The sequence below is a fragment of the Arthrobacter sp. 'calajunan' genome (assembly GCF_046940185.1).
Lineage (GTDB): Bacteria > Actinomycetota > Actinomycetes > Actinomycetales > Micrococcaceae > Glutamicibacter > Glutamicibacter soli.
In genome coordinates this window covers 147,778-172,112 of sequence record NZ_JBKZDY010000003.1, presented here as the reverse complement: position 1 = coordinate 172,112, position 24,335 = coordinate 147,778, and the positions used below count along the sequence as shown (strand labels likewise).

Here is a 24,335-nt window from a genome sequence, read left to right as displayed (position 1 = left end):
TCCATTGTTCCATGAACAATTCAGGCAGTGCCGGGCAGGCCGTTAGACCAGTTCCGTGATGCCGTTGACCAGCAGGCCGACCGCTCCGGCAAGCGCGACTAGCACCACGAAGGCACGGCTGACTTTCGCCGGGATCTTCGGCGCCAGGAAATTGCCCAGCACGATACCCAGCACCATGGCCACCAGGCAGGCGGTCCACTGGATCCAGTCAAGCTGCGGCATGCCGCCCTTGGCGACCAGCGAGGACACCGCAAGGACCAGGAAGTAGAGCTGCACGGAAATCGCGAATTTCGCCTGCGGCCAGCGGCTGGCCACCGCGTAGCCGGCGATGGCCGGGCCGGAGACGCCGGCGGTGACCGACATGAATCCGGAGATGGCGCCGGCGCCGATGGCCAGCCCCTTGCTTTGCGCGGCCGGCAGATTGCGGACCAGGAAGCTGGCGCCCAGCGCGAGGATCACCATGATCGAGATGCCGATGGTCAGCCAAGGACCGCCGAGCAGCGTGGCCACCCACGCACCGGGGAAGGTCATGATCACCGCGGGCACCAGCAGCAGCGCGATCTTCTTGTATTCGACCTGCCGGAAGACCTGGGCGAAGATCAGCAAGCTGCTGCACGCTCCAAGGAAGTTCACCAGCATGATGCCTTCGAACGGCCCGAGCACCAAGACCAGGAATGGAGAGGCTACCAGCGCAAAACCCATACCGGAGATGCGTTGCGTGGATGCCCCTGCGAACACCGCTGCCGCCAAGCCGATCAACGCACCGAGTTGCACTGTTTGCTCCACGCGGACTCCGCTCCTGGTTGCTTGTCATGGTTTGCCGAGGCGCGGCGTTCTTGGGAAGGTGCGGGAAGACCAGTCCCCGAAAATGCACACTCGACCTCTGTATTCGACGATACACGTCAACAAGGCCTGACTTGAACCATTCCCGGCCTCCGCACCAATCCGGTAACGGCGCCGTCCGACCCGCAATATTACGACCCCGGCGTCGGCCCGGCGAGTCACCGGGCCTAGGCTGAAGAGATGAGCACCGACGTCGATTTCCTGGTCATCGGGGGCGGAGCCATGGGCTCGGCCGCCGCTTTCTCCCTTGCCGGCCAGGGACACCAGGTCCTGTTGCTGGAGCGTTTCGCCCGCGGACACCATGAGGGCGCGTCCCACGGCAGCACACGCAACTTCAACCCCGCCTACGCGGATCCTGCCTATGTCGGGCTCCTGCGCCGCGCGAACCAACTGTGGGAAGACCTTTCGCAGGCCGGCAAGGTCAAGCTGCTGAACCGGACCGGGCTGGTCAATCACGGCGACGAACCCGGCCAGCAGGCGATCCACAGGACGCTTACGGCCGCCGGCATCCAAAGCGAACTGCTGGACGCAGCCGAGGCCGGCGAGCGCTTTGCCGGCATGAGGTTCCAGACGCAGGCTTTGCATATTCCCAGCGACGGGCAGCTGAATGCCGACCTGGCCGTGGCCACCCTGCAGCGGCTGGCAGCCGCCGCCGGAGCCGAGATCCGCCACCGGCACCGGGCGCTCCAGCTGGAGGTCGTCTCGGATGAGCTGGTCAAGATCCACGTGGATGACGGCCGGCGCACCGGCACGCTGTCCGCACGCCATGTCATCCTCACCGCTGGTGCGTGGACCCGCACGCTGCTGGGACCGGGCTTCGAGCTGCCGCGCCTGCACGTCACCGAGGAGCACCCGGTGCACTTCGCCCGGCGCGGGGAATCCGCCCACTGGCCCGGCTTCAACCACACCCTCGCCCCGGGAGACCACGACGGCCTGAGGATTTTCGCTCCGGTGTACGGCATGCACACCCCGGGCGAGGGCATCAAGGTCGGCTGGCACGGATCGGGCGAAGTCATCGATCCGGACCGCCGCCCGCACCGGCCGGTCGCCGAGCAGCTCGACGCCCTGCAGGCCTATGCCCGCCGCTGGCTTCCGGGCACCGATCCTGACAGCTTCGAGCCGGTGTCCTGCACCTACGCCAACACGGAGGACGAGCATTTCATCCTCGACCGGCTGGGGCCGGTCACCGTGGGCGCAGGGTTCAGCGGCCACGGCTTCAAGTTCGTGCCCGCCATCGGCGAGCACCTGGCCCAGCTGGCCACCGGGGCGGCCGGAACGATCCCGCGGTTCGCGGCCAGCCGTCTAATCGACATCCCGGTGTTCCTCGAACGCCGGAGCCGGGCCGGAGTGTCCTAGCCCCAGCGCACGCGCAGCCCGGCCCTGCGGAAGGGCCGGGCTGCGCGCTGCGGGAGCTAGGAAGTTTCCTGCTTCACGTACCTGGTTTCCGGACGGGATTCGTAGAACGCCGCACGGCGCTTGCGGGCCCCGATCAGGAACACCGCGCCGAGCACCAGGATTCCCACCCCGACCACGAACACCAGGCCCATGCCCGCCACGTGCGTCCCGGAACCGTACTCCGGGTCCAGCGAGTCCACGGTGGTCTGCAGGAACACCGCCACCAGCGCCAGCCCGCCCAGCAGCGGAGCCAGCCCGCGGATGAGGAAGTTGCGCGCCGAGGCGAGAAGCGTGTGGCGGAAGAACCAGACGCAGGCGAATGCAGTGACCCCGTAGTAGAAGCAGATCATCATGCCCAGCGCCAGGATGGTGTCGTTCAAGACGTTGGTGGAGACAAAACGCATCATCGCGTAGAAGCCGGTGGAGACCACCGCCGCCACGATGGTGGAGAAGGCAGGAGTGCCGAACTTCGGGTGGATCCGGGTGAACGCCTGCGGCAGCGCCCCGTGGTGCCCCATGGCCAGCATCGAGCGGGCCGGGGAAATCATGGTGGACTGCAGCGAAGCCGCGCAGGACGCCAGGGTCGCCAGCGACAGCAGGATGGCTGCCGGCCCCATGACCGGGCCGGCCAGGGCCGCGAACACGTTGCCGATGTTCTCCGGATTCGCCAGGCCCAGACCTGAATCCCCCACCCCGGCGAACACCGTGGCCGCCACGGAGGTCAGCAGGTACACGGCCAGCACGATCACCGCGGTGAACCCGGCGGCCAGACCGGAGGTGCGCTCGCCGTTCTTGGTTTCCTCGTTCATGGACAGGCAGACGTCCCAGCCCCAGAAGGCGAAAATGGACAGGCTCAGTCCCACCGCCATGACGGAGAAGGAATCGATGCCCAGCGGGTTGAACCACTCGGCGGAGAACTGCACCGCCGGGGCCGCCTTGTCCAGGGCCGCGATGGTGAACCAAAGCAGCACCACCACCTGGAAGCCGACCAGCAGGTACTGCACCAGCGAGGCGGCGTGCAGCCCGCGCACCGAGATCCAGGTGGCGCCCAGCATGAACACCAAGCAGGTGGCCACGTTGATCCACGGGTTGGACGCCAGCTCGGCCAGCTGTTCCTGCCCGGTGGCCTGGGCGAGGAAGAGGTAGAAGAAGTCCACCGCCACCCCGGCCAGGTTGGAGAGCACGATGATGTTCGCCGCGAGCATGCCCCAGCCGCCCATCCACCCGGCACGCGGCCCGAAGGCCTTCCACACCCAGGTGAAGGTGGTGCCGTTGTCCGGCATGGCCCGGTTGAGCTCGCGGTAGCCCAGGGCCACCAGGAACATCGGGATGAACCCGACGATGAAGATGGCCGGCAGGTGCGTGCCCACCGCTTCGGCGGTGGGGCCGAGCGTGCTGGCCACCACGTAGCTGGGCGCAATGGTGGATACGCCGATCACGATGGCCGTGAACAGGCCGATCTGGCCTGCAGTCAGGCCCTTGCCTGTTTCGGTGACCGGGCTGGTGCTCAGCCGGCTGGGTTTCGTCTTGTCTTTCATCGCACTGGATCCTTTACCGGGCGGGGTGTTCTATCGCTTCGGAACCTGCTGGGTGATGCAGTGGATTCCTCCGCCGCGGGCATACAGCTCGGTGGCGTCCACCGCGACGACCTCGCGGCCCGGGTAGGCCTGGGCGAGGATCCGCGCGGCCTGCGCATCGTTTTCATCGTTGAAGCAGCAGGCGATGACTCCCCCGTTGGTGACCAGGTGGTTGATGTAGGAGTAGTCCACCCAGCCTTCCTCGTCCTTCAGCGTCTTGGGCGCCGGGACGGGGACCAGGCGCAGCTTGCGACCCTTGGCGTCGGTGGCCGCCTCCAGGAGGCTGCGCACCTCGGCGGAAATCGCATGGTCCGGATGGGCCGGGTCTTGCTGGTCGTGGTAGAGCACCACGCCGGGTTCCGCGAAGCAGGCGACGATGTCCACGTGGCCGCGGGTGCCGAACTCCTCGTTGTCCCGGGTCAGCCCGCGCTCCAGCCAGATGACCTTCTGCGCGCCGAGCTGCTTGGCGAACTCGGCCTCGATGTCCGCGGCGCTGGCCTCCGGGTTGCGTCCCGGGTCCAGCTGGACGCTGCGGGTGGCGAGCATGGTGCCCTCGCCGTCCACGTGGATTCCGCCGCCCTCGTTCGTGATCGAGGACTGCACCCGGGCGGTCTGCTCCAGCTGCGCGACCTGGGCGGCGATCTTCGAGTCCTTGCCCCAGGAGGCCCAGGACTGGGCACCCCAGCCGTTGAAGTTCCAGTCGATGGCGGCCAGTTCGCCGGAGGCGTCGCGCACGAAGGTCGGCCCGATGTCCCGCATCCAGGCGTCGTCCAGCTCGCGCAGCGCGTAGCTGACCTCCTCGCCCAGGTGGCGGCGGGCGTCCGATTCGGCCTGCGGGTCCACGACCATGGTCACCGGGGTGAAGCGGGCGACGGCCTTGGCCACCGCGGCCCAGGTGCTGCGCGCGGCTTCGGCCTCCTCGGCGGTGTCGCCCAGGGTGTAGCCGCCGGAGGGGAAGGCCATGTAGATGCGTTCGTGCGGATCGGTTTCCGCGGGCATGAGGAACTCAGACATGGGAGCGCCTCATCTCTCCCAAGCCGGACTCGGCACGGGCTTCGGTCAGCGCGCCGTAGGTTTCCGGGCGGCGGGTGCGCAGGAACGGGAAGAGCGTCAGCCAGTCGCGGCGGGCGTCCAGGTCCAGGGTTGCCACCAGGACGGCGGATTCGTCGCGCGGCGCCCGGGCCAGGACGCGGCCGTACGGGTCGGAGATGAAGGATGAACCGTAGAAGGTCAGTGCGCCTTCGTCGCCCCAGCGGTTGGGGACCACCATGAACAGCCCGTTGGCGATGCCGTTGCCGATGATGGTCTGGCGCCACAGCGGTTCGGTGTCGAAGTCCGGGTGGTCCGGTTCGGAGCCGATGGCCGTCGGGTAGGCCACCAGGTCCGCGCCGGCCAGCGAGTAGATGCGCGGCGGTTCGCTGAACCATTCGTCCCAGCAGGTGGGCAAGCCCATGGCCAGGCCGTTCAGCTCCTCGAGGCGGTGCACCGGGTAGGGATCCTCGCTCGGGCCTTCGCGGAAGTACTTGTCCTCGTAGTAGCCGGCGGTGCGCGGAATGTGCAGTTTGTTGGTCAGCGCGACGATTTCGCCTTGCGGCGACACGACCACGGCGGTGTTCAGTCCCAGGCCGTCCTCGGCCGGGGCCTTGCGGAACAGCGAAATGTGCACATGAATGGAGTAGCGCGCGGCCATGTCGCGGGCGAAGGCGACGGTCGGCCCGCTCTCCAGGTCCTCGGCGGACTCGTCGGCAGCGTCCGGGTTCGGCACCACGAAGGCCGGGTACTTGCTCAGCGTCAGCTCCGGCAGGTACACGATCTTGGCCCCTCGGGAGGCCGCGCGGCGGATGCCGTCTTCCAGTTCGTCGCGCAGTGCCTGCGGGTCTTCGTGCCAGCGGTGCTGGACCAGCGCGACCGTCAGTTCCCCGCGCTCGGCGGCGTCCACGCGGGCCGGAGAGGCCGGCGGGGTGAGGGCGAGTATTTCTTTCATGGCTATGCTCCATCGCTAAAACGAATGTGATTCGTTTACAGAATAAGCAGTGCCCCGCGTCACACGCAAGAGGTAAACGAATGATTTTCGTTTAATTCGGATATGCTCGGGTGGAAGGCCCCGACAGGAAGGCAGTGGATGCCATGGCACGTCCCTCCAAGCCCAAGCTCAGCACGGACGCGATTGCCGCCGCGGCGTTGAAACTGGTCGACAAGCACGGCGAGTTCACGCTCCCGCAACTGGCCAAGGCGCTGTCCGTGACGGCATCCTCGCTCTACAACCATGTGGCGGGCAAGGACGAGATCATCGAGCTGATGCGCGGCCGCGCCATGTCTGCGATCAGCCTGCCGGACGTCGATTCCGGGGACTGGCAGGAAACCGTAAGGCAAATCGCCACGTCCTACTGGGAGTCGTATTCAAAGCACCCTCGACTGATTCCGCTGCTCACCAGCCATACCGTGCGCGACCGCACTACCCTGCGGGTCTACGATGCGTTGGCCGAAGCCCTCGCGAAGGCGGGGTTCCCCCCGGAGGAACGGTTGCACGCGATCACCATCATCGATTCATTTGTGCTGGGCTCGGCGCTCGATGCGGCGGCACCCGAGATCGTATGGGAAGCTAATGATTCTTCGGGGCATGAATTCAAGGAGGCGCTGGACGCCGGTCTCCAGCTGGAACAGCGAGCGCGACTGACCTTTCACAAGGGACTTGAGCTGATTCTCCTCGGCTTAGGCAATATTCGTTCCAGTTAGCCTGCCGGCACGGATCGTTGCATCGTGCTCGATAGTACTCACGAGCAGTGCAGCGATCTGACCACTCCAAGTAATCCGATAGAGCCCTTCGCTTTCGAATGGACGATGGGAGCGGCGGTCCATCCGTTGTCATACATCGCATACACGCGGAAGTTCACGTCAAATTTCGACCCAAAGAGGTTGCCCAGAAGGTCTATCAGGAGCGACAGCAACCCGCCCGAAGGGGAAATATCGACAGAGTATGTGGTGGTAGACACAGGCAGGGGGTCGGAGAATTTCTCTTCACTGTCGTTGACTTGGACAGATACCTTGTATCCCGTTAATTTCGAACCCTGGGCTGCTGGAGCTTGCCATGCGAAGTTGATGACATTGTTACCGGATAGCGAGGATTTATCTTTGCATGAAAGATTCTTGGCCGGTTGCATAACGGCGCCGTGCAACGTACCCCCGGCTTTCGCCGTGGAAGTGAAAGCAGCCTGCGTCGATTCGACCGCAGGGCGAAGTTGCAACGAACCGACCGCCGTCGAAAGAACAAGCACCATGCACAAAAGGCGGGATATGCCAGCACGAGGCAAGTCCCCCCGCCCAGGGGATCCTGCACAAGTATCGGCATCAGTCTCCGAATTGCGTTTCTGGGTAGAACTTCTCGGGACGGATTCACCAACTGCTGGCTGCGGGCTTCGCGAGAATGCGAGATAGAGCAGGTAGGCGCACAACAACCCGCCTAGGAAATACGCCCATGGCTGGGACAGCCACGTCACCAGGTAGCCCAAGCCCGGAAAGCTGACCAGAAGCTTGTCGGCGCTGTCCACCGCATACGGTTGCAGGTCCGCGACGGGATTGGCATCCCCCTTGAGGATCAGGCCTGCTTCGGTCTTGTCGGCTACCCGGTGCGTCACCCGAACTTCGTTGCTGGTGACCACCGAAACCACGTCGCCTATGGCAACTTCCACAATCAGGGTGGGAACAGCCAGTCCCAACGATCCGGTGGGGATGCCGGGTCCCATCGAGCCGCTGGCAAAAACCAGCGGTTTCACCCCAAACAGCACAGCCGCAAGCGTCATGAGCAGGCACAAGGATCCGAGGATCGCCCCGGCATTCAGCGCAAGGCGCTGGAGCGGGTTGCCGTTGCGTGCATCGGATTTGATCCGTTCCTGGTTTCCCACCTTATGACCCCACCGTTCCGGTGAAGACCAGGTCCAGCTTCGTGGTGGCGCCTTGCAGGTTGTTGGCCGCGGTCACGGGCAGCGAGTACTGCACGCAGAGTGTTTCCGAAGCGCCTGCGGCCAGTGTCGATACTTCAACTGACCCGCCGAAAGCTGATCCAGCTTTCTTATCTACGATGGCCGCTGTGCCGGAACAAGTCGCGCTCGGTGCGGTGCCGCTGACCGTGGATCCGGTCTTCACCTGTACCTGCATGGCCTTGCCCAATTCGACGCCGCCGCTGTCGGTGATGCTGCCCCTGATGGAATACGGCAGCTCGACCGTGCTGGTGTTCTTCACGACAACTACCGCTGCGGCGCTGGCTCCCGGGTACCAGTTCACCGAGGAGACCGGCACGGTGTAGCTTTCGGAGGTCGCGCTGGAGGCCGTTGCTCCGACCCCGAGCGATACCTTTGCGGCGGTGATGCTGGTGGTCGCCGTGGCGGTTCCGGTCCAGGCCGCCAAGGTGGACACCGAGCCGAGGCCTACCAGGATTCCCATCGACAAGATCGCCTTGACCTGTACCAATCGTCTGCTCATTGAGATGCTCCTTGGGGTGCCTGCGCATGGGCGCCGTGTTGCTTCGAACGTAGATATAGCGTTGCGCCGGCCCCGGCCATGCCTAGCGCCAGCGGGATCGCCCAGCCGCTGAAGCCGGTGGATCCCAGCTCGTCCGGCGGACGATCCCCTTCCACGTCAGGAGAATGGGGACTGCCCGGCGGCTGCGGGGCCTCCGGCGATTCGGGTTCCTGCGGGATCCCGCCGGCGACCTCGATCGCGCTGATGTCCAGGCTCAGCGACCGCTCCCGGTCCTGCGAGGAATTTCCGGCAGAAACCGGCAGGCTTGCCTCCAAGGCGAAGTTTGCGTGCTGCTGCGGATCCAGCCGCATCGTGGGGTTTCCCGCCACCGCGAACTTCAGCCCGGCGGCGGGGGCCGAAACCACTGGTTTTACCGTGACTTCGATGGGATGGGGCCGGTCATTGCGGATGGAGAGCTCTCCGGTCAGCCGGTCTCCGGGAACGAGCCGGATTTCTCCGCCGAACAGTTCGCCCGGGCTTTCCCGGAATTCGCCGCCGTCCACGCTGTAGCTCAGGCCCCGCGGGTCATCTCCGTCCCCGTGCGCTCCGGGGGTCCCCGCGCCCAGCAGGCTGCCCGCGAGCACCACTGACAGCATGGCCCTGGTTGGCGCCGCGAACTTCATGACGCCTTCTTCCCGCGGTGCTCCCGCCATGCCCCGGTGAACATCACCAGCGAATAGGACAGCAGTCCCCCGATGGCCAGCCAAGTCAGCCAGGTCCGCTGCGAAGCGCTGAGCGCTGAATTCAGGTAGCCGAGCCATGGCAGCGAATACCAGAGCTTGCCGCGCACCTGTTCCGCGACGATCGGCGCATCGTCGGTGTTGTTGGCGTCTCCGCGCAGCACGAACTGCCGCTCGCCGGAAAGCGACGAGGCCACCGAGACAACGCGATGGGTCACCACGCCGGGTTCCCCGGATTCAAGCTGGTAGGTGAGCACGTCTCCCACCTCGATGGCTTCAACCGGAACCGGTTTGACCACGACCAGCCGGCCCGGAGGGAAGTCCGGCCGCATGGATCCGGTCAGCACGGTGTAGGCGGTGGCCCCGCCGAGCCGGGGAATGACCACCATGACGGCAAGCAGGCAGAGCACGATGAAGAGCGCCAGCCAGGACAAGACCTGGCCGGCCCACCAGAACGGCCCGGTTTTCTGTTCTTCCCGACGCCGTTGCGCCCGCGTCAGCACCGTCATTTCTGCTGTCCCGTGAAGCTGAGGGTGGGCGCCATCCTGCCTCCGGCCGCGGCCTGCGAGGTGCCGGCCGGAAGGCTGAGCCTGACGCACAGCGATTCGGAGGCCGACGGGGTTCCTGCGGCCGAAAGCTCGCGCGGGCTGGCGAAGGCCGCGCTCGCGTTAAGCGGGCCCGAATAGAGCAGCTGTCCGCTGATCTGCTGCGTTCCCGTGCAGCTTGCAGGCGGCACTGCCGCATAGATGCTGATGGTTCCTGCACCCGCCAGCGCCTGGTCCTTGGCGCTGCCTGATGCGGTTCCCGTGGTGATTCCCGCCAGCCCGTAAACCAGCGGCGTCGTTCCGGCGTTGGAGATGGTCAACGGAGCCTGCACGAATGACCCCGGCAGCAGATTCTGGGAATTAAGCTCGGCGAAGACGTAGTCCTTCGCCGCCGAGCTGCCGTTGCCCGCCAGCAGGCTCAGCGAACCGGTCCGGACTTGCCCAGCATCGATCTGCCCTTCGGCACGCCAAGCAGCGACCGTGGTCTGGGTGCTGAGTCCCAGCACCAGCACCACGGCCGCCGCCGCAGCGAACTTCAGGGATTTCGGCATGCCGGTTCGTGAGTCCACCAACCGCTAGCTGCGAACCTGGTCCAGCGTCAGCGTCAGTGCGTCCAGATCGATTGGCTTGTCCATGGTGTCGGTTGGCGTGGATGCAGCAGTTCCGGCTGGGAAGGTCACGGTGATTTTAACCGGCACCTGGTATACACCCTGCTCCGCAAAGGAAATCACGTTGCCGGCCTGGGTCAGGCCTTCGGCCGTGGCATCGATTTCAAGGCCGAGATCGATTTCGTCCTGCAGCTCCGGCGGCAGCGCCTGCAGCGTGCCCACCGACAGCGCGCCTTCGATATTCTTGCCCTCAGCGTCAATCCGCACGGTCTGCGTGTAGGCCACTACGTCGCCGGGAACGATTTGCTCGGTGGTCGGATCGAACGGCACGCCTGCTCCGCCGTCGCTGATGTCGGTCCAGACGCCGTTGTCGTCCACGGTGAGCGTCAGGTGGCCGGTGTCCACGGTTCCCGCGTCGACGGTTTCGGTCTGTTGCCACAGCGCGACGGTTCCCGCTCCGGTCACCAGCAGGACGCCAGCGGCGGCTGCGGCAATGGTTGCCTTGGTTGTCTTCTTCATGATTCAAATCCTCAAAAGTTCCGAGCGCTCCCCGCGCACTTACTTTCGAGTGAATCCGGATTCCCACACGGGCACAACATGCACTCGGTCACCACCCAAGGCACCATAGCCTCGACAGCCCACCCGTTCGCCAACCGGCTATTTCGAGAACTCCCAAACAGGCATATAAAGCAACCTTGACTAGCCCGTATGGGAATGTCGATGGATGCCGCAAAAGATTACGCCAGTCGTTTTTCCAGTTGGCCAAGCACGGGCTGCGGGTCGACAAAAAAGACTGGCCGACCGGCCAGGGTACATGGCCGATCAGCCATGCGGAATCGTGGCGGCTACCTGGCGGAGTCAGGCGCCGAGGCGAAGAGGTTCAGACCCAGCGCACGGGAAAGGTGGCCGATGGCCAGCTGGCCGCGGACGGAGTTGCCCGCCATGTCGAGGCGCGGCGAAAACGCGCCGATGGCGCCCTTGCCCGGAGCCACCGCGACAATGCCTCCCGAAACCCCGGACTTGGCGGGGATACCGATCTCGAACAGCCAGTCCCCGGAACGCTCATACAGCCCGTTGGTGGCGACGGTGGCCAAGGTGTCACGGCAGACATCCGCGCTGACCACCTGCTGGCCGGTCACGGGGTTGATGCCGCCGTCGGCCAGGGTCGCACCCATGACCGCCAAATCGTGCGCCGTGACGTTCAGCGAACACTGCTTGGTGTAGATGTCCACCGCGTTGTTCGGGTCTCCGTCCAGCTGACCGTAGCTCTTGAGCAGCCGCCCCAGCGCCTTGTTGCGTTCGTTTGCCTCGGATTCGGATTCGTACACTTCGTCGTCCAGCGTCAGCGGGCGGCCTGCAAAAGCCGAAAGCCCTTCGCGCACGTTCTCCCATTTCTTGGCGGCGCTCTTGCCTGCGATCATTTCGGTCGTCGCGATGGCCCCGGCGTTCACCATCGGATTCATCGGGTGCCCGTTGTTCAGCTCGACCGCCATCACCGAATTGAATGGCATGCCGGTGTTGTTGACGCCGATCTTCTCATGGACAACTTCGTGCCCGTGCTCTTGCAGCACCAGGGCGTAAACGAACATCTTGGAGATGGACTGGATGGAGAATTGGTGGTGGCAATCGCCCACCCCGTGCACGGTGCCGCCGACGTGCGACATGGAAATGGCGAAGGTTTCCGGCTCGACCTGCCCCAGGACTGGTATGTAGTGGGCGAGCAGGCCCTCGTCAACGTCCGAATAACGTTCATGTGCTTCGAGCAGCAGCTCGTCGATGCGTTGATGGGCGAGAGTACCGGTGGATACCTGCTGGACAACGTCATCAAAATCGGTAGGAATGCTCTCATTCCCGTCCGAGGTATAGGTCATGATCACCTTGCTCTTCGTCGAAGAAATCGAATTCTGGCTTCGTTCAGAGACTATCAACAGCTCAGGTTGTTGGCACGCGGCACCCTGAAGACCTCCAGCCGGCGCGTTCGACGTACTTTGGCATTCCCGGCATGACGCCCGCGGCGTTTCCCCCAGGTGGTCCGCGTCTCCATCGTCTTGCCGCACGCCGCAAATGCGTGTGTTTTCACCTACATTGTGCAGCAACTTACAGCGAACAGCCCCCGACCTGACCTAGCATTTTGAGTATGGCTAAGGGTATTACTTTTCATACGCGCAAGTGGGTTCGCCCAGAAGACTTGAACGCAAACGGCACGCTCTTCGGCGGCAGCCTGCTGCGCTGGATCGACGAGGAAGCGGCGATCTACTCGATCATCCAGCTCGGCAACAAGCACGTGGTCACCAAGTTCATGTCTGAAATCAACTTCATCGCCTCCGCCAAGGAAGGCGACCTGATCGAGATGGGCCTGACCGCCATCGATTTCGGACGCACCTCGATCACCCTGCGTGCAGAGGTCCGCAACATCTTCACCCAGGAATCGATCCTGACCATCGAAAAGCTGGTGTTCGTGAACATGGGCTCGGACGGCAAGCCCGAACCCCACGGCTACGACCAGATCACCTACACCCGCGATCGTATCCCGCTGGAAATCACCAAGGCTCTCATCTAGGTTTCCGCACGATACCCGCAGCCATTTCCAGGTTGTTGGTCCACGAATCCGCCGTGGCTTCCGCGCTCCACCAGCGCCGGGGCCGCGGCGTTTTCCATTGCCCGAATTGTCGCCTGGGAACCGGCTAACGATCCGTTTTCCGGGCTTGGCGCATGGCTACCGCCATCCAGACCGCCGCCAACGCAAACATTACTCCGCCCTGCCAAGGCTTTGCATCGAGCGCACGCCAGATTCCGATGCTGGCGAAGAGCGCGGCAACAACCAACGCCGCCCCTGGTGAGATGCTGGTTTTCCACATGATCCCAGTCTCGTGCCTGGCCACTTTGAGGACCGGGATCGACATGCCAAATTCATGGTTTCCCGCTCGCCCGGGAAATTCGCCAAAACCATTGCACATGGGCCTGTCATGCGGAAGAGTACTGTGACGGAATTGCCTTGATCCCATCCAATATCGAAGAGAGACTCCCATGAGCCGGATGATATTCGTCAACCTTCCAACCTCGGACCTGACGCGGGCCGACAAGTTCTACGCAGCCTTGGGCTTCACCAAGAACGACACCTTCTCGGACGAGAATGCCACCTCATGGATCATCGCAGAGAACATTCTGGTGATGGTGCTGCAAGAAGAGTTCTTTTCGAGCTTCCTGGTGGGCGAGGACAAGCCTGCCTTAGGCCCGGGCCATCGCGAATGCCTCAACGCGTTGTCGGCGGATACCCGCGAAGAAGTCGATGAGTTCGTCGCCAATGCTCAGGCCGGCGGCGGGGCCATCTACCGGCCCGCAGATGAGCCGTTCCCCGGGATGTACCAGGCCGCGGTGCAGGATCCCGATGGCCATGTCTGGGAAATCGCGTGGATGAGCCCCGAAGCCATGGAGAATCCGGGAACCTAGTCAGCGCACAGACCCTTCGGCATCGCCGTGCAGCAGTTCCGCAGCCGCCCGTTGGCGTCTGCGGAACTGTTTTTTCATGCCCTTCGCCGGATAGATCGGTGTTTCCCAGCGCGGTTCGAGGCTGTCGCCCAAGGTGATTCCACGCAGCCGTCTGCCGAACATCGGCAGCACCCACTGGCGTATCCATTCGATGTCCCGCTGTAGAAGCTGGACCTGGCTCAAACACCTTATGTCTTCCAGCGGTTGGAATTCGAGCTGGTGCTGGGATCCGAGGATCTCCAGGATCCTGATGGCCATGTAGCGGTGCCCCGCACGGTTCATGTGCAGCTTGTCGGTGTCCCACATGCGCTGGTCGTGGTAGATGTCCCAGGCCCAGTAGTCGACTAAGGTCACGGTATCCGGATGCTTGCGGGCCAGCTGCCGGACCCTGTCGTTGAACTTCCAGTTCCGGTGCTTGAACGGGACCAACGCAGGATGCACCGGGATATCGAATCCGGTGAACAGCAAGATCTGCGCCCCGGATGAGGCCAGGCGGTCCACCGCCGCTTCGTAGCGGTCAAGCAAACGGTCCATGTCCTGCCGCAGTTCCAGGATGTCGTTGCCGCCGGCGTAGAAGCTGATGACGTCCGGCTTCAACGCGATGGCGGCGTCGATCTGCTCGTTAATGATCCGATCCAGCCGCCGGCTTCGAATGGCCAGGTTGGCGTATCGCCAGCTGGGGTCCGCCTTGGACAGCTGTTTGGCCACGCGGTCCGCCCAGCCGCGAACCCCGTTGGGCAGCCGGGGTTCCCAGTCCCCTACCCCTTCGGTGAATGAGTCGCCCACCGCAACAAATAACCTGCCCATGGGAGCCAATCTAGGTTCGGCGCTTGGCCGGTTGGTGGAGCCGGCGCTAACACCAGATTAATTCCCCGCCGCGAAGTACGCAGGAACGGTGCGGGGGCGCCTACCGTGCCCTGCTCAGCTGTTCTGCTGCACCAGATGCAGCACCTGGCGCCACGCGTGGTCTGCGCCCGGGGCCATGTCCACCAGAGCGATCCGTTCCAGCGCAACGGCATCCCCTTGCGCGCGGCTGCGCCCGTGGTGATGGGTGATGTGCGGACGATAGCCCGGGCCGGTGAAGCGGACTGAGGCAATGCGCCCCCGGTTTTCCAGCACGATTTCGCACAGCCGCTCGTGCAGCAGCTGCAGGGCCGGATCGGGCTCCACCAGCGACACCAGCAGGTTCTCCTGGTGGCCGAACCAGGCCTGTCCGGCGACTTCCAGCCCGACGCCCAGCGCGGGACGGGCGGCCTCCGACAGCTGTTCGGCAAAGCGGTCCAGGACTCCTGGAGCCTCGGGCAGGTCGAAACGCAGCAGGGTGATGTGCAGCGGCCAGTCCTCGCGCCGGAAGTACTGGTCGGGGGCCACCGGTTCAACGAATACTGCTGCCACCAGATTGTGCATGGCATCAGTCTGTCATCTTCGGCGGGCACGCATTCGGGTTTTCCCTACCAATGTTCTCCGGTTCCCTCGGTGTTGCAGCAAAACCCTGCTCAATAGGATTGAGTCATGACTTCAACACTGCAGACCCAATCGGGCGTGCTTCCTGCTCGTCCCCCGTTGCGACTTGGCTTGACGCTGTTGCATCTGGCAGCCCTCGGAACCCTCGGCGTGGTTGTCCTCCCGCTGGTCATTGCCTGGTTTGCCGCGGGCGTTGGGCTGACGTTCCTGCTCGGCTTCGGGCTCCTTGTGCTGACAGGTTTGCTCTACGCGCTCTTCGGCCTGGCACGGTTCGAGATTCGAAGGGTTTCCGACCTCTACGACCTCCGGGTCGAGCCGCTGGTTTGGCGCCCCCGCCAGCACCCCGGATTCGGAGCCTATGTCCGATCGCTGGGACGCAATCTGGCCAGTGGCCGGATGTGGGCGGCCTTCGGTAGCTTCGTGATTTCATGCTTCGCCGGCGCCACCATGCTCAGTGGATTGGAATGGATGATCCGACTGTGCGTCACCGCTTTCGCCCCGCTGACCCAGGCTGAAATCGTCCCCGGTCCCTTCGGCATGGATATCCCCGCCGGCCAGGCTCCCTGGATGCTGGTCGTCGCGTTGCTCGGCGCGGCGCTGGCCGTGGCCATGATCTTCATGCACCGCGCGGTCACCGTGGGAATCATCGGATCCACCGCTCGGGAAACCGAACTGACCGAACGCGTGCGCACCACCGCGGTGCAGCGCGAAGGCGCGATGCGCGCCGCGGAGCTTGAGCGCACCCGCATCGAACGCGACCTGCACGACGGGGTCCAGCCCCGCTTGGTCTCCGTGGCCATGACCCTCGGCCTGGCGCACCAGCAGATCGACAGCAACCCCGAGCAGGCCAAGGCCCTGGTGGCCGAGGCGCATGCCTCCACCAAATCGGCCATCACCGAGCTGCGGCAACTGACCCGGGGCATCTACGCCTCGGTGCTCGATGACCGCGGGCTGGACGCGGCGCTGTCCGCCATCGCCGGACGCTCGCACATCCCTGTACAGCTCGATGTCCAGCTCACCGGGCGTTACGCCCGGCATGCGGAGGCGGCGGTGTATTTCGCCATCGCCGAAGCGTTGACCAACGCGGCCAAGCACTCGCGGGCCTCGAACTGCCGGGTCACGGTGCGCGAACGCGCCATCGGACAGGAGCAGCCGATGCTGTGGGCCCGCATCGAGGACAACGGCACCGGCGGCGCCCGCATCATCCCGGGCGGCGGACTGGACGGCATCTCGAACCGCGTGGTCGCGGCAGGGGGAACCATTACGCTGGACAGCCCGCAGGGCGGTCCCACCGCGCTGGAGGTGAACGTGCCATGCGCGTCTTGATCTGCGAAGACTCGGTCCTGTTGCGCGAGGGCCTGGTCCGCCTGCTGGCCCACTCGGGCCACGAGGTCGTGGCCGACCTGCCGGACACCACCGGACTCATGGGCTTCCTTCAGACTGCGGAACCGGAGAACTTCCCGCAGATCTGCATCCTGGACGTCAGGCTTCCGCCCACCTACACGGACGAGGGCATCCGGGCGGCGCTGGCAGTCCGCGGCCGCTACCCCAACCTCCCGCTGCTGGTGCTTTCCCAATACGTGGAGGAGCGTTACGCCTCGGATCTGATCGCCACGCAGTCCGGCGCCCTGGGCTACCTGCTCAAGGACCGGGTGGCGGATGTCGCGGACTTCATCGCCTCCCTGGAGCAGATCGCCTCCGGCGGCACCGTACTGGACCAGGAAGTGGTGGCACAGCTGTTGACCCGGCGAAACCATGATTCAAAAATGCAGCAGCTGACCGACCGTGAACGCACCGTGCTCGCAGCCTTGGCCGAGGGCAAGTCCAACCAAGCCATTGCCGCGCTGCTGTTCCTCTCCGAGGCCAGCGTCGAAAAATACATCACCTCCATCTTCCAGAAGCTCGGACTGGAAGCCGACGGAATGGGCAACCGGCGTGTGCTGGCCGCCCTGGCCCACATCGAAACCCTGGGCACCAACCGCACAGACAGGACGAACCCATGAGCACCCAGACCCTGAACCCCCTGCCCCCGCAGGAACCCGCGCCGCGGGGGTCCGCCACGGCGCTGAACATCATCCTGGCCGTGATCGGCGTGCTGGCGCTGCTGACCGTCGGGATCGGTGCGGCACGCAGCGCGATGGCCACGCTGAACAGCAGCCATGTCGTGCAGACCGCGGATGCCAAAGGCATTACGGCGCTGGATATCCAGGCGAACTCCGGCAGCTTCGAGCTGCAGTTCACCGACACGACCGAAGCGGTGCTGGAGGTCCGCAGCACCTCGGGAAGCGCTTGGGCGCTGAACCGGTCGGGATCGACGTTGCAAGTCCGCCCACCGGCGGGCTGGAACGACTTCTGCTTCTTCGGCTGCACCAAGGCCGACAATGAGATCAAGCTGACGCTGCCGGAAGAACTGAACAACGGAACCCTGGATGCGAAGTTCGAGCTCGGAGCCGGCGAATTCCGGGCCAACGGCAACTTCAACGATCTCGGGCTGGACGTCAGCGCAGGCGAACTGAATATGCTGGGATCGGCGCATACGGTGGATGCAAAGCTCGGTGCAGGATTCGCCGGCCTGGTGCTCAGCGACGTGGACACCGCGACCCTGGAAGTTTCGGCCGGGCGCATGTCGGCCGAGCTCGACGGGACCGCGCCAAGCTCCGTCAATGCCCGGGTCAGCGCCGGCTGGATGGACTTGGTTGTCCCGGACACCAGCTACCACGTGGTGTCGGATGCGTCAGCGGGATCCTTGGAGAACAACCTGGATAATTCCAGCAGCTCCAAGCATCAGATCAGCGTGGAAGTATCGGCTGGCTCCGCGGTGCTGACCCCGGGAACTGAAGCCAGCGGCGAATAGAAAAAAGAAGCAGCCAGGGAGTGCGCCGGCAGAAGCCGGTGCACTCCCTTTGCGGGTCCCTTGCAGCGTTAAACGTGGTCGAGATGCACGCGGACGAGCCGTACGAACCCTTCCGGGTCGGTGGCATGCACCAGATGTCCGGTGTCCAGGGATTCCACACGGCAGTCAGGCATGATGCGGCCGAGTTGTTCAACGTGTTCGGAGGGGACGAAGCTTTGCGGCCCGCCTCCGATGGCAAGCGTGCGGATGGCAATACCCGCGAAGGTGCTCGGCCACGCTGGATCCGGCTGGTCGATCTGCGGACGGATCTGTTCAACCATGGCCCAATCGAATTCCAGCGACTCATCCTTAATGCCGGGCACTCTGAATGCGGCAAACCCACGTTTGCGAGCAGCACGCGGGATATTCGGCGAAATCAGCGCTCGGGCACGGCGACCGTCTCCTCCAACGGCGCGCACCGTGGAGCCCTGCTTCTCGATTTCCCTTCGAAACGATTGAACCACCGAGCATCATTGCCTGCGTCCGCCGGGACACCCCGCACGATATGCAGACCCGTTGCCCGGGTTTTCGTGCGTTCGGTGAGGTTTTAGGCCTGGTTCTTCTTCATGGCAGCCAGCCGCGCCTCGATTTCCGACATTTCAGGGGCGGAGGCCTCCAGCTGCGCCGCGCCGTCCGCTTCTTCCAGGATCTCGGCGGCCGGGGCATTGGCAGCCTTCATCGCGGCCAAGCGCGCGTCGACTTCAGTGGCGGCACCCAGATCCTCGAGCTGCGCGAACTGGGAATCCAGGGAGGACGCCGCGAGCTCGGCCGCACCGCGGACTTTCGCTTCGTCCTGGCGGATCTTCTGCTCGAAGCGGCTGATCTCGCTGCTCGGGTCGTTGATGTCCAGAGCCTTGATGGTGTCCATCATCTGGTTCTGGGTCTTGGCGTTGCGGGCGCGGGCCACCAGCTCGTCGCGCTTGGAAACCAGCTCCTGGCGCTTGGTCTGCATGGTGTTCAGGCCAGCCTTGAGCTTGTCAACGACCTCGCTCTGGGTTCCCACGGTGGAAGCCAGCGCACCGGCCTTCTTCTCCGCGGCCATCTGGCGTTGGATCGCTACAGTAGCCAGCTGGTTGAACTTCTGCTGGTTGGCGGCATCGCCTGCGGCGGCGAATTCCTCGGCCTTGTTCGAGGCGGCCAGGGCCTTGGAACCCCACTCTTTCACTTCGTTCCGCGCCTTGGCCAGGTCTTCCTCGGCCATGCGCAGGTTGCCGATGGTCTGGGCCACCGCCTGCTCAGCTTCGGCAATGTTGTTCGTGTAGTCGCGGACGGTCTGGTCCAGCATCTTCTTGGGGTCTTCCAGCGCGTCGATTGCCGCGTTAGCGTTCGCCTTGCCGATACCGAAAATTCGAGCCCAAATTGATTGTTTCTTGGCCACGTGCCATCCCTTCGTCTACCTCTTTAACCTTAGGGGAAGCATGGATGGTTCCCGAATCTGCGAATTGTTTCAACGATGCCGCCCACCCTGTCAAGGGATTGGCCGCTCCCCGCGACGCCACAGGAGAAGTAATATATTACATAGCACTTGTCTTCCTGTACTGGAATCAGAGATCACGCATGATTCCATTTCATCCAGACCCCGACGGAGAGCCTGAATGCCACCCGAAAAGTACACCAGCATCGACTACCACACCGCGGGCGAGCCGTTCCGTATCGTAGCGAACTTGCCCGTGGCCCTCGAAGGTCCCGATGTTCCCTCCAAGCGGGTCTTCGCCATGAATTCACCCCAGGTGGAGCGGATCCGCCAGATCCTGTGCTTCGAGCCGCGCGGGCATGCAGACATGTACGGCGGCTTCGTCACCGCCCCGAACGACGACGGCGCGCACTTCGGCGTGCTGTTCTGGCACAAGGACGGGTTCTCCACCGCCTGCGGCCACGGCACCATCGCGCTGGGCGTCTGGGCCCTGGAACACGGCATCGTGCAGCCGGATCCAACCGGCGTGACCGACGTGGTCATCGACGTGCCTTCCGGCCGGGTCGTCTCCCGCGTCCACACCGATGCCCACGGTGCGGTCACCCACGCGGATTTCATCAACGTGGCCAGCTACGTCATCTCCAAGGACGTCGCAGTGCAGACCGCGCGCGGGGAAGTCACCGTGGACGTCAGCTTCGGCGGCGCCATCTACGCCCAGCTTGATGCGGCCTCGGTCGGACTGAGCGTCACGCCCGAGAACTATGGCGAGATCATCGCGATCGGCCGCGAAATCAAGTGGGCCCTGAACGATTCGCCCCACGCCCAGCACCCGAGCGATGCACGACTCAGCGGCATCTACGGGACGATCGTGTTCGAGGATCTCTCGACCGGTGACGAGGTGATCCAGCGCAACGCCACGGTCTTCGCCGACGGAGAGGTGGACCGCTCCCCCTGCGGGTCGGGAACCAGCGCACGCATCGCTACGCTCACCAACCGCGGCATCCTCGCCGAAGGCCAGCTGCTGGAGCACGGCTCGATTGTCGGATCGCAGTTCCGGGCCGTGGTGCTGGAGCACCAGCAGGTCGACGGGTATTCCGCGGTCATCCCGCAGGTCACCGGCACCGCCTACCAGGCCGGCGAGCACACCTTCATCGTGGACGCGAGCGATGAGCTGACTCCGGGATTCGTGCTGCGATGAGCATCTCGATCCCGTTTCTCACCGCCCAAGAATTCTACGACCGCGTCAGCCCGGTCCGCGCCGTGCGCGCACTGCGCGACACCCTGCGCGCGGGCTTCGATCCCGCCGCAGACCACCAGCGGATCAGCAGCCGGTTGGGCTCCGGCGAGTTCCTGCTCATGCCCTCGGAAGCCGGAGACATCGCCGGCATCAAGGTGCTGTCCGTGGCCCCGGGAAATCCCGCGCGCAACCTGCCGCGCATCCAAGGAACCTACATCCTCTTCGACTCAGAAACGCTGACCCCGCGCCAGTTGATCGACGGGGTGGCGCTGACCAATGTGCGCACCGCCGCGGTCTCGCTGGCCGCTATCGAGGATGCCCTGCTGGTCGGCGACGGCCCGCTGCGCGTGGTGCTCTACGGTGCAGGGCAGCAGGGCATGTCCCACCTGTTGACCCTGCGCGCGGTGCTGGAAGGCCGCCGGGAGATCGAGTCGGTGACCGCCGTGGTGCGGTCGACGCGGAGCTACGCGCACCTAGAGGACATTGAGGTGGCGGCAGCCGGCAGCGCCAGGGCTGAAGAAGCCACCGCGGCAGCCGGGCTGGTCATCTGCACCACCACCGCCCGCCAGCCGCTGTTCGATGCGCAGCTGATCAACCCCTGCGCCGTGGTGGTGGCCGTGGGCTCCCACGAGCCGGACGCCCGCGAGCTGCCCGCGGCCCTGCTGGGACGCTCCACCGTGGTGGTCGAGGATATCGCCACCGCGCTGCGTGAATGCGGCGATGTCGTCATGGCCATCACCGAGGGCGAGCTGTCAGCGCAGGACCTGGTGCCGATGGCCCGCGCGGTCCGGGAGCCGCAGCTGCTGCGCGGGAACGGGCCGGTGGTCTTCAAGAGCTCGGGCATGGCCTGGGAGGACCTGGTCCTGGCCGGGGCGGCGGTTGAGGCCGAGTCGGAATGACTCAGTTCTCGAAATGCCGCAGGTAGCGCCCCGGCGCATCGAGGAACAGCCGCCAGTTGCGCACCATCTCCAGGTCGTCGTAGGTGCTTTCGCGCAGTCCCCATTCGCCGATCTCGTAGAGCCTTGCCCGCGGCAGGGAGGCGAGGATCGGCGAGTGGGTGGACATGATGACCTGGGATCCGGACCTGAGCAGGTCGCTGATGTGCGAGAGCAGCATCAGGCAGCCGTTGAAGGACAGGGCCGACTCCGCTTCATCGAAGATCCATAAGCCGTTGATCCGCGAGCGGTCGGTGAAGAACTCGATGAAGGATTCGCCGTGGCTCTGGAAGTTGTGCATCCCGGCGGAGTCGATGGAATCCAGGTAGGCGAAGTGCCCGTGCATGGTTTCGGCACGCAGGAACACCCCTGCCCGCGAAGCCCCCGCGCTGCGCACCAGCTGCAGATGCCCTGAAAGCCGCGATTCGGTGGGCTGGGTCTGGTGGCGCGCGTTGATGGTGCCGCCCTCCGCGTTCAGCCCGTAGGCGGCGGCGATGGCTTCAACGATGGTGGATTTCCCCGAGCCGTTCTCCCCCACCAGCACCGTCAGCGGCGCCAGCTCCAGGCCGTCGTCGAGCAGCTGCGCCACGGCGGGGATGGTGGCCGGCCAAGCACCGCGCGGCATCGGGGCCAGGGAATGCTCGGCCACGCGCCGCACCGGTTGGAAGTCAAGGAATCCGCTCATGCCCCGACGCTACCAAACCCACCCCCCCCGGAACAGGCTCCCGCACGCAACACGGCGGCAGCCGGCGGCCCCGAGGGACCGCCGGCTGCCGCCGATCTGTGTTCAAGCGGCCAGGCTAGGCCTTGATGCTGTTCTTGACCGGAACCATGTTCCCGGCGAAGAAGTCAGCGATCTCCGCGCGGGCGGTCAGTGGGAAGATGCCTGCCACGTACTGGTCCGGGCGGACCACCACGATGGCGCCGTCGGTGCTGATCTCGCGGTCGCGGAAGATGTCGCGGCCGTGGCCGGCGCAGAACACCTGGTTGATGTCGTGCAGGCCGAAGGGAACCTTGACCGGCTGGAACGCCTTGGGCACGTCGTGCAGCTCCACCTCGGTGTAGTCCTGCTGGTAGACCGCCTTGAGGTCGAAGACAGCATCCTCATCGCCCCCGGCCGGGGTGTACAGGTTGCGCGGCGAGGCTTCATCCTGGCTCCACCAGGCGGCGAAGTCAGCCATGGCGGTGCCTTCCAGCGCCGGGGCGGCCTGGTCGGCAAAGGCGTAGACGCGCCAGCGGCCGTCCGCCTCGTGCAGGTGGCCCAGGTGGCGCCAGCGGTTATCCGAGCGGCGGATGACCTCGGCGGATTTGAAGCGCTTGCCCACCGGGAAGCCCGCGGCCAGCGCCTGGTGCTCGGTGCCGGTGGTGATGGAGGATTTGGTGTACTGGGTCATGAAGCCGGCGGGGAACTCCATGGTCTTGGTGTAGTACTTCTCCAGCTCGTCCGGATCTTCCCAGTCGTCCACGGACTTGGCCATCAGGGTGGACCATTCCTTGTCGAAGTCGATCAGGTTCTGGGCGATGACCTTGCGCTCTTCGGCGTAGGAATCCAGCAGGGATTCCGGGGCGCGGCCTTCGAGCACCGCGGCCAGCTTCCAACCGAGGTTGAAGCCGTCCTGGATGGAAACGTTCATGCCCTGGCCGGCCTTGGCCGAGTGGGTGTGGCAGGCGTCGCCCATGATGAAGGCGTGCGGGGTGCGGGAGCCGCGCTCGTCCTCGGAGACGTCGTCGAAGCCGTCGGTGATGCGGTGGGCCACCTCGTACACGGAGAACCAGGCGACGTTCTTCACGTCCATGGTGTACGGGTGGATGATGCGGTTTGCGGTCGCAACGATCTCTTCCACCGGGGTTTTGCGGATGGCGCCGGCGTCCTCGGCAGTCAGTTCGCCCAGGTCCACGTAGAAGCGCACCAGGTAGCCGCCCTCGCGAGGGATGAGCAGGATGTTGCCCGCGTCGTGGGACTGGATGGAGCACTTGACCTGGATGTCCGGGAAGTCGGTGTTGACCATGACGTCCATGACGCCCCAGGCGTGCATCGAGGCGTCGCCGTGCAGCTTGTGGCCCAGGGAGCGGCGCACGGAGCTGCGGGCGCCGTCGCCGCCGACCAGGTACTTGGCCTTGACGGTGCGCTCCTCGCCGGAACGCTCGCCGGCGCAGTACTTGATGCGCGCGGTGACCGGGTACTCGGCTTCCGGGTCGATGTCGCAGTCGAGGAACTCGACTCCGTAGTCCGGGACGATCTTGCCCGGGGCGCGCTCGGCGTCACGCAGGAAGTAGTCCAGGATGCGCGACTGGTTCACGTAGATGTGCGGGAATTCGCTCATGCCGGTGGAGTCATCGGCCGCGCGGGAGTGGCGCTTGATGTTGGCTGGATTCTCCGGATCGGGGGTCCAGAAGCACATTTCAACGTTGCGGTAGGCCTCCTCGACAACCTCGTTGGCGAAACCGAAGGCTTGGAAGGTCTCCACCGAACGAGCCTGGATGCCGTCAGCCTGGCCGACGTCCAGACGGCCCGGACGCAGCTCGATGGCGCGGGCGTTGATGCTTGGGAAGCGGGACAGCTGCGCGGTGACCACTGCGGCGGCCGGGCCGGTGCCGACAATCAGCACATCCATCTCATCAGGGATTTCCATGGAACGGTCAATGCCATAGCCCTCGGCAGGCTTGACGCGTGGATCTCCGGAGACGTAGCCCCTGTGGTGAATCTGCATTATTTGGCTCCTCGAGGTGTCACACA

At 64.8% G+C, this 24,335-nt stretch carries 27 protein-coding genes; 9 read left to right on the top strand and 18 right to left on the bottom strand.

Annotated elements, in window-relative coordinates; translation table 11 throughout:
* Window positions 1-42: 42 nt before the first annotated feature.
* A complete protein-coding gene (locus tag RF641_RS05660) occupies window positions 43-786 on the bottom strand; it encodes a sulfite exporter TauE/SafE family protein (RefSeq protein ID WP_082123997.1) in 744 nt (247 codons plus the stop codon).
* 237 nt (window positions 787-1,023) lie between these two features.
* On the opposite strand from RF641_RS05660, the gene RF641_RS05655 reads away from it, so the two are divergent.
* Window positions 1,024-2,199 carry an FAD-dependent oxidoreductase gene (locus RF641_RS05655; protein ID WP_113607063.1) on the top strand — a complete coding sequence of 392 codons (1,176 nt, stop codon included), beginning with the start codon at window positions 1,024-1,026 and terminating at the stop codon, window positions 2,197-2,199.
* Window positions 2,200-2,255: 56 nt separating this feature from the next.
* On the opposite strand, the gene RF641_RS05650 is transcribed toward RF641_RS05655, so the two are convergent.
* From RF641_RS05650 to RF641_RS05640, 3 genes are read right to left on the bottom strand one after another with little or no spacing between them, the layout of a single operon-like run.
* Window positions 2,256-3,776: an APC family permease gene (locus tag RF641_RS05650; protein WP_424572743.1), complete on the bottom strand. Its 1,521-nt coding sequence runs from the start codon at window positions 3,774-3,776 to the stop codon at window positions 2,256-2,258.
* A gap of 30 nt (window positions 3,777-3,806) precedes the next feature.
* Window positions 3,807-4,829 (bottom strand): agmatine deiminase family protein, encoded by a 1,023-nt coding sequence (locus tag RF641_RS05645; RefSeq protein ID WP_047120201.1) that lies wholly within the window; start codon window positions 4,827-4,829, stop codon window positions 3,807-3,809.
* Entirely contained in the window at window positions 4,822-5,799 is a 978-nt protein-coding gene (locus RF641_RS05640; RefSeq protein WP_424572742.1) for a nitrilase-related carbon-nitrogen hydrolase, read from the bottom strand. The genes RF641_RS05645 and RF641_RS05640 overlap by 8 nt, the downstream gene beginning before the upstream one ends.
* 143 nt (window positions 5,800-5,942) lie before the next feature.
* Here RF641_RS05640 and RF641_RS05635 point away from each other — a divergent pair, with 143 nt between their 5' ends.
* Entirely contained in the window at window positions 5,943-6,551 is a 609-nt protein-coding gene (locus tag RF641_RS05635; RefSeq protein ID WP_424572741.1) for a TetR/AcrR family transcriptional regulator, read from the top strand.
* Between the two features lie 38 nt (window positions 6,552-6,589).
* On the opposite strand, the gene RF641_RS05630 is transcribed toward RF641_RS05635, so the two are convergent.
* From RF641_RS05630 to glsA, 7 genes are all read right to left on the bottom strand, one after another.
* Window positions 6,590-7,717: a hypothetical protein gene (locus tag RF641_RS05630; RefSeq protein ID WP_424572740.1), complete on the bottom strand. Its 1,128-nt coding sequence runs from the start codon at window positions 7,715-7,717 to the stop codon at window positions 6,590-6,592.
* Window position 7,718: 1 nt separating this feature from the next.
* Complete coding sequence (locus RF641_RS05625; protein ID WP_424572739.1) at window positions 7,719-8,294, bottom strand: SipW-dependent-type signal peptide-containing protein; 576 nt, start codon at window positions 8,292-8,294, stop codon at window positions 7,719-7,721.
* Window positions 8,291-8,956, bottom strand: coding sequence for a hypothetical protein (locus tag RF641_RS05620; RefSeq protein ID WP_424572738.1), 666 nt, complete (start codon window positions 8,954-8,956; stop codon window positions 8,291-8,293). The genes RF641_RS05625 and RF641_RS05620 overlap by 4 nt, the downstream gene beginning before the upstream one ends.
* Complete coding sequence (locus RF641_RS05615) at window positions 8,953-9,522, bottom strand: signal peptidase I (protein ID WP_047120206.1); 570 nt, start codon at window positions 9,520-9,522, stop codon at window positions 8,953-8,955. Before RF641_RS05615 ends, RF641_RS05620 begins: the two co-directional genes overlap by 4 nt.
* Window positions 9,519-10,127 carry a hypothetical protein gene (locus RF641_RS05610; protein WP_424572737.1) on the bottom strand — a complete coding sequence of 203 codons (609 nt, stop codon included), beginning with the start codon at window positions 10,125-10,127 and terminating at the stop codon, window positions 9,519-9,521. Before RF641_RS05610 ends, RF641_RS05615 begins: the two co-directional genes overlap by 4 nt.
* Before the next feature lie 6 nt (window positions 10,128-10,133).
* Entirely contained in the window at window positions 10,134-10,685 is a 552-nt protein-coding gene (locus RF641_RS05605; protein ID WP_424572736.1) for an alternate-type signal peptide domain-containing protein, read from the bottom strand.
* 326 nt (window positions 10,686-11,011) lie between these two features.
* Window positions 11,012-12,037: a glutaminase A gene (gene glsA / locus RF641_RS05600; protein ID WP_047120938.1), complete on the bottom strand. Its 1,026-nt coding sequence runs from the start codon at window positions 12,035-12,037 to the stop codon at window positions 11,012-11,014.
* 266 nt (window positions 12,038-12,303) lie between these two features.
* Between glsA and RF641_RS05595 the strand changes: the two genes are divergently transcribed.
* Window positions 12,304-12,726 carry an acyl-CoA thioesterase gene (locus tag RF641_RS05595; RefSeq protein WP_082123998.1) on the top strand — a complete coding sequence of 141 codons (423 nt, stop codon included), beginning with the start codon at window positions 12,304-12,306 and terminating at the stop codon, window positions 12,724-12,726.
* A gap of 124 nt (window positions 12,727-12,850) precedes the next feature.
* Here RF641_RS05595 and RF641_RS05590 read toward each other — a convergent pair whose 3' ends face one another.
* The gene (locus RF641_RS05590; RefSeq protein ID WP_424572735.1) at window positions 12,851-13,024 is read right to left on the bottom strand and encodes a hypothetical protein; all 174 of its coding nucleotides are present in this window, start codon (window positions 13,022-13,024) and stop codon (window positions 12,851-12,853) included.
* A 169-nt stretch (window positions 13,025-13,193) separates the two neighbouring features.
* Here RF641_RS05590 and RF641_RS05585 point away from each other — a divergent pair, with 169 nt between their 5' ends.
* Window positions 13,194-13,616 carry a VOC family protein gene (locus tag RF641_RS05585; RefSeq protein ID WP_047120208.1) on the top strand — a complete coding sequence of 141 codons (423 nt, stop codon included), beginning with the start codon at window positions 13,194-13,196 and terminating at the stop codon, window positions 13,614-13,616.
* Here RF641_RS05585 and RF641_RS05580 read toward each other — a convergent pair whose 3' ends face one another.
* Both RF641_RS05580 and RF641_RS05575 read right to left on the bottom strand, forming a co-directional pair.
* Window positions 13,617-14,462 (bottom strand): SGNH/GDSL hydrolase family protein, encoded by an 846-nt coding sequence (locus RF641_RS05580; RefSeq protein WP_047120209.1) that lies wholly within the window; start codon window positions 14,460-14,462, stop codon window positions 13,617-13,619.
* A 114-nt stretch (window positions 14,463-14,576) separates the two neighbouring features.
* The gene (locus RF641_RS05575) at window positions 14,577-15,062 is read right to left on the bottom strand and encodes a 2'-5' RNA ligase family protein (protein WP_424572734.1); all 486 of its coding nucleotides are present in this window, start codon (window positions 15,060-15,062) and stop codon (window positions 14,577-14,579) included.
* A gap of 105 nt (window positions 15,063-15,167) precedes the next feature.
* Here RF641_RS05575 and RF641_RS05570 point away from each other — a divergent pair, with 105 nt between their 5' ends.
* The 3 genes from RF641_RS05570 to RF641_RS05560 are packed head-to-tail and all read left to right on the top strand — an operon-like array spanning window position 15,168 to window position 17,973.
* A complete protein-coding gene (locus tag RF641_RS05570) occupies window positions 15,168-16,445 on the top strand; it encodes a sensor histidine kinase (RefSeq protein ID WP_424572733.1) in 1,278 nt (425 codons plus the stop codon).
* A complete protein-coding gene (locus tag RF641_RS05565; protein ID WP_047120212.1) occupies window positions 16,433-17,122 on the top strand; it encodes a response regulator transcription factor in 690 nt (229 codons plus the stop codon). Before RF641_RS05570 ends, RF641_RS05565 begins: the two co-directional genes overlap by 13 nt.
* Window positions 17,119-17,973 carry a hypothetical protein gene (locus RF641_RS05560; RefSeq protein ID WP_113607072.1) on the top strand — a complete coding sequence of 285 codons (855 nt, stop codon included), beginning with the start codon at window positions 17,119-17,121 and terminating at the stop codon, window positions 17,971-17,973. Before RF641_RS05565 ends, RF641_RS05560 begins: the two co-directional genes overlap by 4 nt.
* A gap of 68 nt (window positions 17,974-18,041) precedes the next feature.
* On the opposite strand, the gene RF641_RS05555 is transcribed toward RF641_RS05560, so the two are convergent.
* Both RF641_RS05555 and RF641_RS05550 read right to left on the bottom strand, forming a co-directional pair.
* On the bottom strand, window positions 18,042-18,293 hold the full coding sequence (locus RF641_RS05555; protein ID WP_424572732.1) for an alpha/beta fold hydrolase: 252 nt from the start codon (window positions 18,291-18,293) through the stop codon (window positions 18,042-18,044).
* 266 nt (window positions 18,294-18,559) lie between these two features.
* Window positions 18,560-19,390 carry a PspA/IM30 family protein gene (locus tag RF641_RS05550; protein ID WP_424572731.1) on the bottom strand — a complete coding sequence of 277 codons (831 nt, stop codon included), beginning with the start codon at window positions 19,388-19,390 and terminating at the stop codon, window positions 18,560-18,562.
* A 217-nt stretch (window positions 19,391-19,607) separates the two neighbouring features.
* Between RF641_RS05550 and RF641_RS05545 the strand changes: the two genes are divergently transcribed.
* Entirely contained in the window at window positions 19,608-20,624 is a 1,017-nt protein-coding gene (locus RF641_RS05545; RefSeq protein ID WP_424572730.1) for a proline racemase family protein, read from the top strand.
* A complete protein-coding gene (locus RF641_RS05540) occupies window positions 20,621-21,562 on the top strand; it encodes an ornithine cyclodeaminase family protein (RefSeq protein ID WP_424572729.1) in 942 nt (313 codons plus the stop codon). The genes RF641_RS05545 and RF641_RS05540 overlap by 4 nt, the downstream gene beginning before the upstream one ends.
* A gap of 1 nt (window position 21,563) precedes the next feature.
* On the opposite strand, the gene RF641_RS05535 is transcribed toward RF641_RS05540, so the two are convergent.
* Together RF641_RS05535 and RF641_RS05530 are read right to left on the bottom strand one after the other, a co-directional pair.
* Window positions 21,564-22,283 (bottom strand): AAA family ATPase, encoded by a 720-nt coding sequence (locus tag RF641_RS05535; protein ID WP_424572728.1) that lies wholly within the window; start codon window positions 22,281-22,283, stop codon window positions 21,564-21,566.
* Window positions 22,284-22,398: 115 nt separating this feature from the next.
* Window positions 22,399-24,309, bottom strand: a complete 1,911-nt coding sequence (locus RF641_RS05530) for an FAD-dependent monooxygenase (protein ID WP_047120216.1) — start codon at window positions 24,307-24,309, stop codon at window positions 22,399-22,401.
* Between the last annotated feature and the right edge of the window lie 26 nt (window positions 24,310-24,335).

Coding starts and splice junctions, on each gene's coding strand:
- RF641_RS05605 (WP_424572736.1), bottom strand. CDS start 10,685: ATGAAGAAGACAACCAAGGCAACCATTGCCGCAGCCGCCGCTGGCGTC.
- RF641_RS05580 (WP_047120209.1), bottom strand. CDS start 14,462: ATGGGCAGGTTATTTGTTGCGGTGGGCGACTCATTCACCGAAGGGGTA.
- RF641_RS05570 (WP_424572733.1), top strand. CDS start 15,168: ATGACTTCAACACTGCAGACCCAATCGGGCGTGCTTCCTGCTCGTCCC.
- RF641_RS05655 (WP_113607063.1), top strand. CDS start 1,024: ATGAGCACCGACGTCGATTTCCTGGTCATCGGGGGCGGAGCCATGGGC.
- RF641_RS05640 (WP_424572742.1), bottom strand. CDS start 5,799: ATGAAAGAAATACTCGCCCTCACCCCGCCGGCCTCTCCGGCCCGCGTG.
- RF641_RS05585 (WP_047120208.1), top strand. CDS start 13,194: ATGAGCCGGATGATATTCGTCAACCTTCCAACCTCGGACCTGACGCGG.
- RF641_RS05555 (WP_424572732.1), bottom strand. CDS start 18,293: ATGGTTGAACAGATCCGTCCGCAGATCGACCAGCCGGATCCAGCGTGG.
- RF641_RS05545 (WP_424572730.1), top strand. CDS start 19,608: ATGCCACCCGAAAAGTACACCAGCATCGACTACCACACCGCGGGCGAG.
- RF641_RS05560 (WP_113607072.1), top strand. CDS start 17,119: ATGAGCACCCAGACCCTGAACCCCCTGCCCCCGCAGGAACCCGCGCCG.
- RF641_RS05595 (WP_082123998.1), top strand. CDS start 12,304: ATGGCTAAGGGTATTACTTTTCATACGCGCAAGTGGGTTCGCCCAGAA.
- RF641_RS05535 (WP_424572728.1), bottom strand. CDS start 22,283: ATGAGCGGATTCCTTGACTTCCAACCGGTGCGGCGCGTGGCCGAGCAT.
- glsA (WP_047120938.1), bottom strand. CDS start 12,037: ATGACCTATACCTCGGACGGGAATGAGAGCATTCCTACCGATTTTGAT.
- RF641_RS05530 (WP_047120216.1), bottom strand. CDS start 24,309: ATGCAGATTCACCACAGGGGCTACGTCTCCGGAGATCCACGCGTCAAG.
- RF641_RS05590 (WP_424572735.1), bottom strand. CDS start 13,024: ATGTGGAAAACCAGCATCTCACCAGGGGCGGCGTTGGTTGTTGCCGCG.
- RF641_RS05615 (WP_047120206.1), bottom strand. CDS start 9,522: ATGACGGTGCTGACGCGGGCGCAACGGCGTCGGGAAGAACAGAAAACC.
- RF641_RS05575 (WP_424572734.1), bottom strand. CDS start 15,062: ATGCACAATCTGGTGGCAGCAGTATTCGTTGAACCGGTGGCCCCCGAC.
- RF641_RS05540 (WP_424572729.1), top strand. CDS start 20,621: ATGAGCATCTCGATCCCGTTTCTCACCGCCCAAGAATTCTACGACCGC.
- RF641_RS05565 (WP_047120212.1), top strand. CDS start 16,433: ATGCGCGTCTTGATCTGCGAAGACTCGGTCCTGTTGCGCGAGGGCCTG.
- RF641_RS05635 (WP_424572741.1), top strand. CDS start 5,943: ATGGCACGTCCCTCCAAGCCCAAGCTCAGCACGGACGCGATTGCCGCC.
- RF641_RS05645 (WP_047120201.1), bottom strand. CDS start 4,829: ATGTCTGAGTTCCTCATGCCCGCGGAAACCGATCCGCACGAACGCATC.
- RF641_RS05625 (WP_424572739.1), bottom strand. CDS start 8,294: ATGAGCAGACGATTGGTACAGGTCAAGGCGATCTTGTCGATGGGAATC.
- RF641_RS05620 (WP_424572738.1), bottom strand. CDS start 8,956: ATGAAGTTCGCGGCGCCAACCAGGGCCATGCTGTCAGTGGTGCTCGCG.
- RF641_RS05650 (WP_424572743.1), bottom strand. CDS start 3,776: ATGAAAGACAAGACGAAACCCAGCCGGCTGAGCACCAGCCCGGTCACC.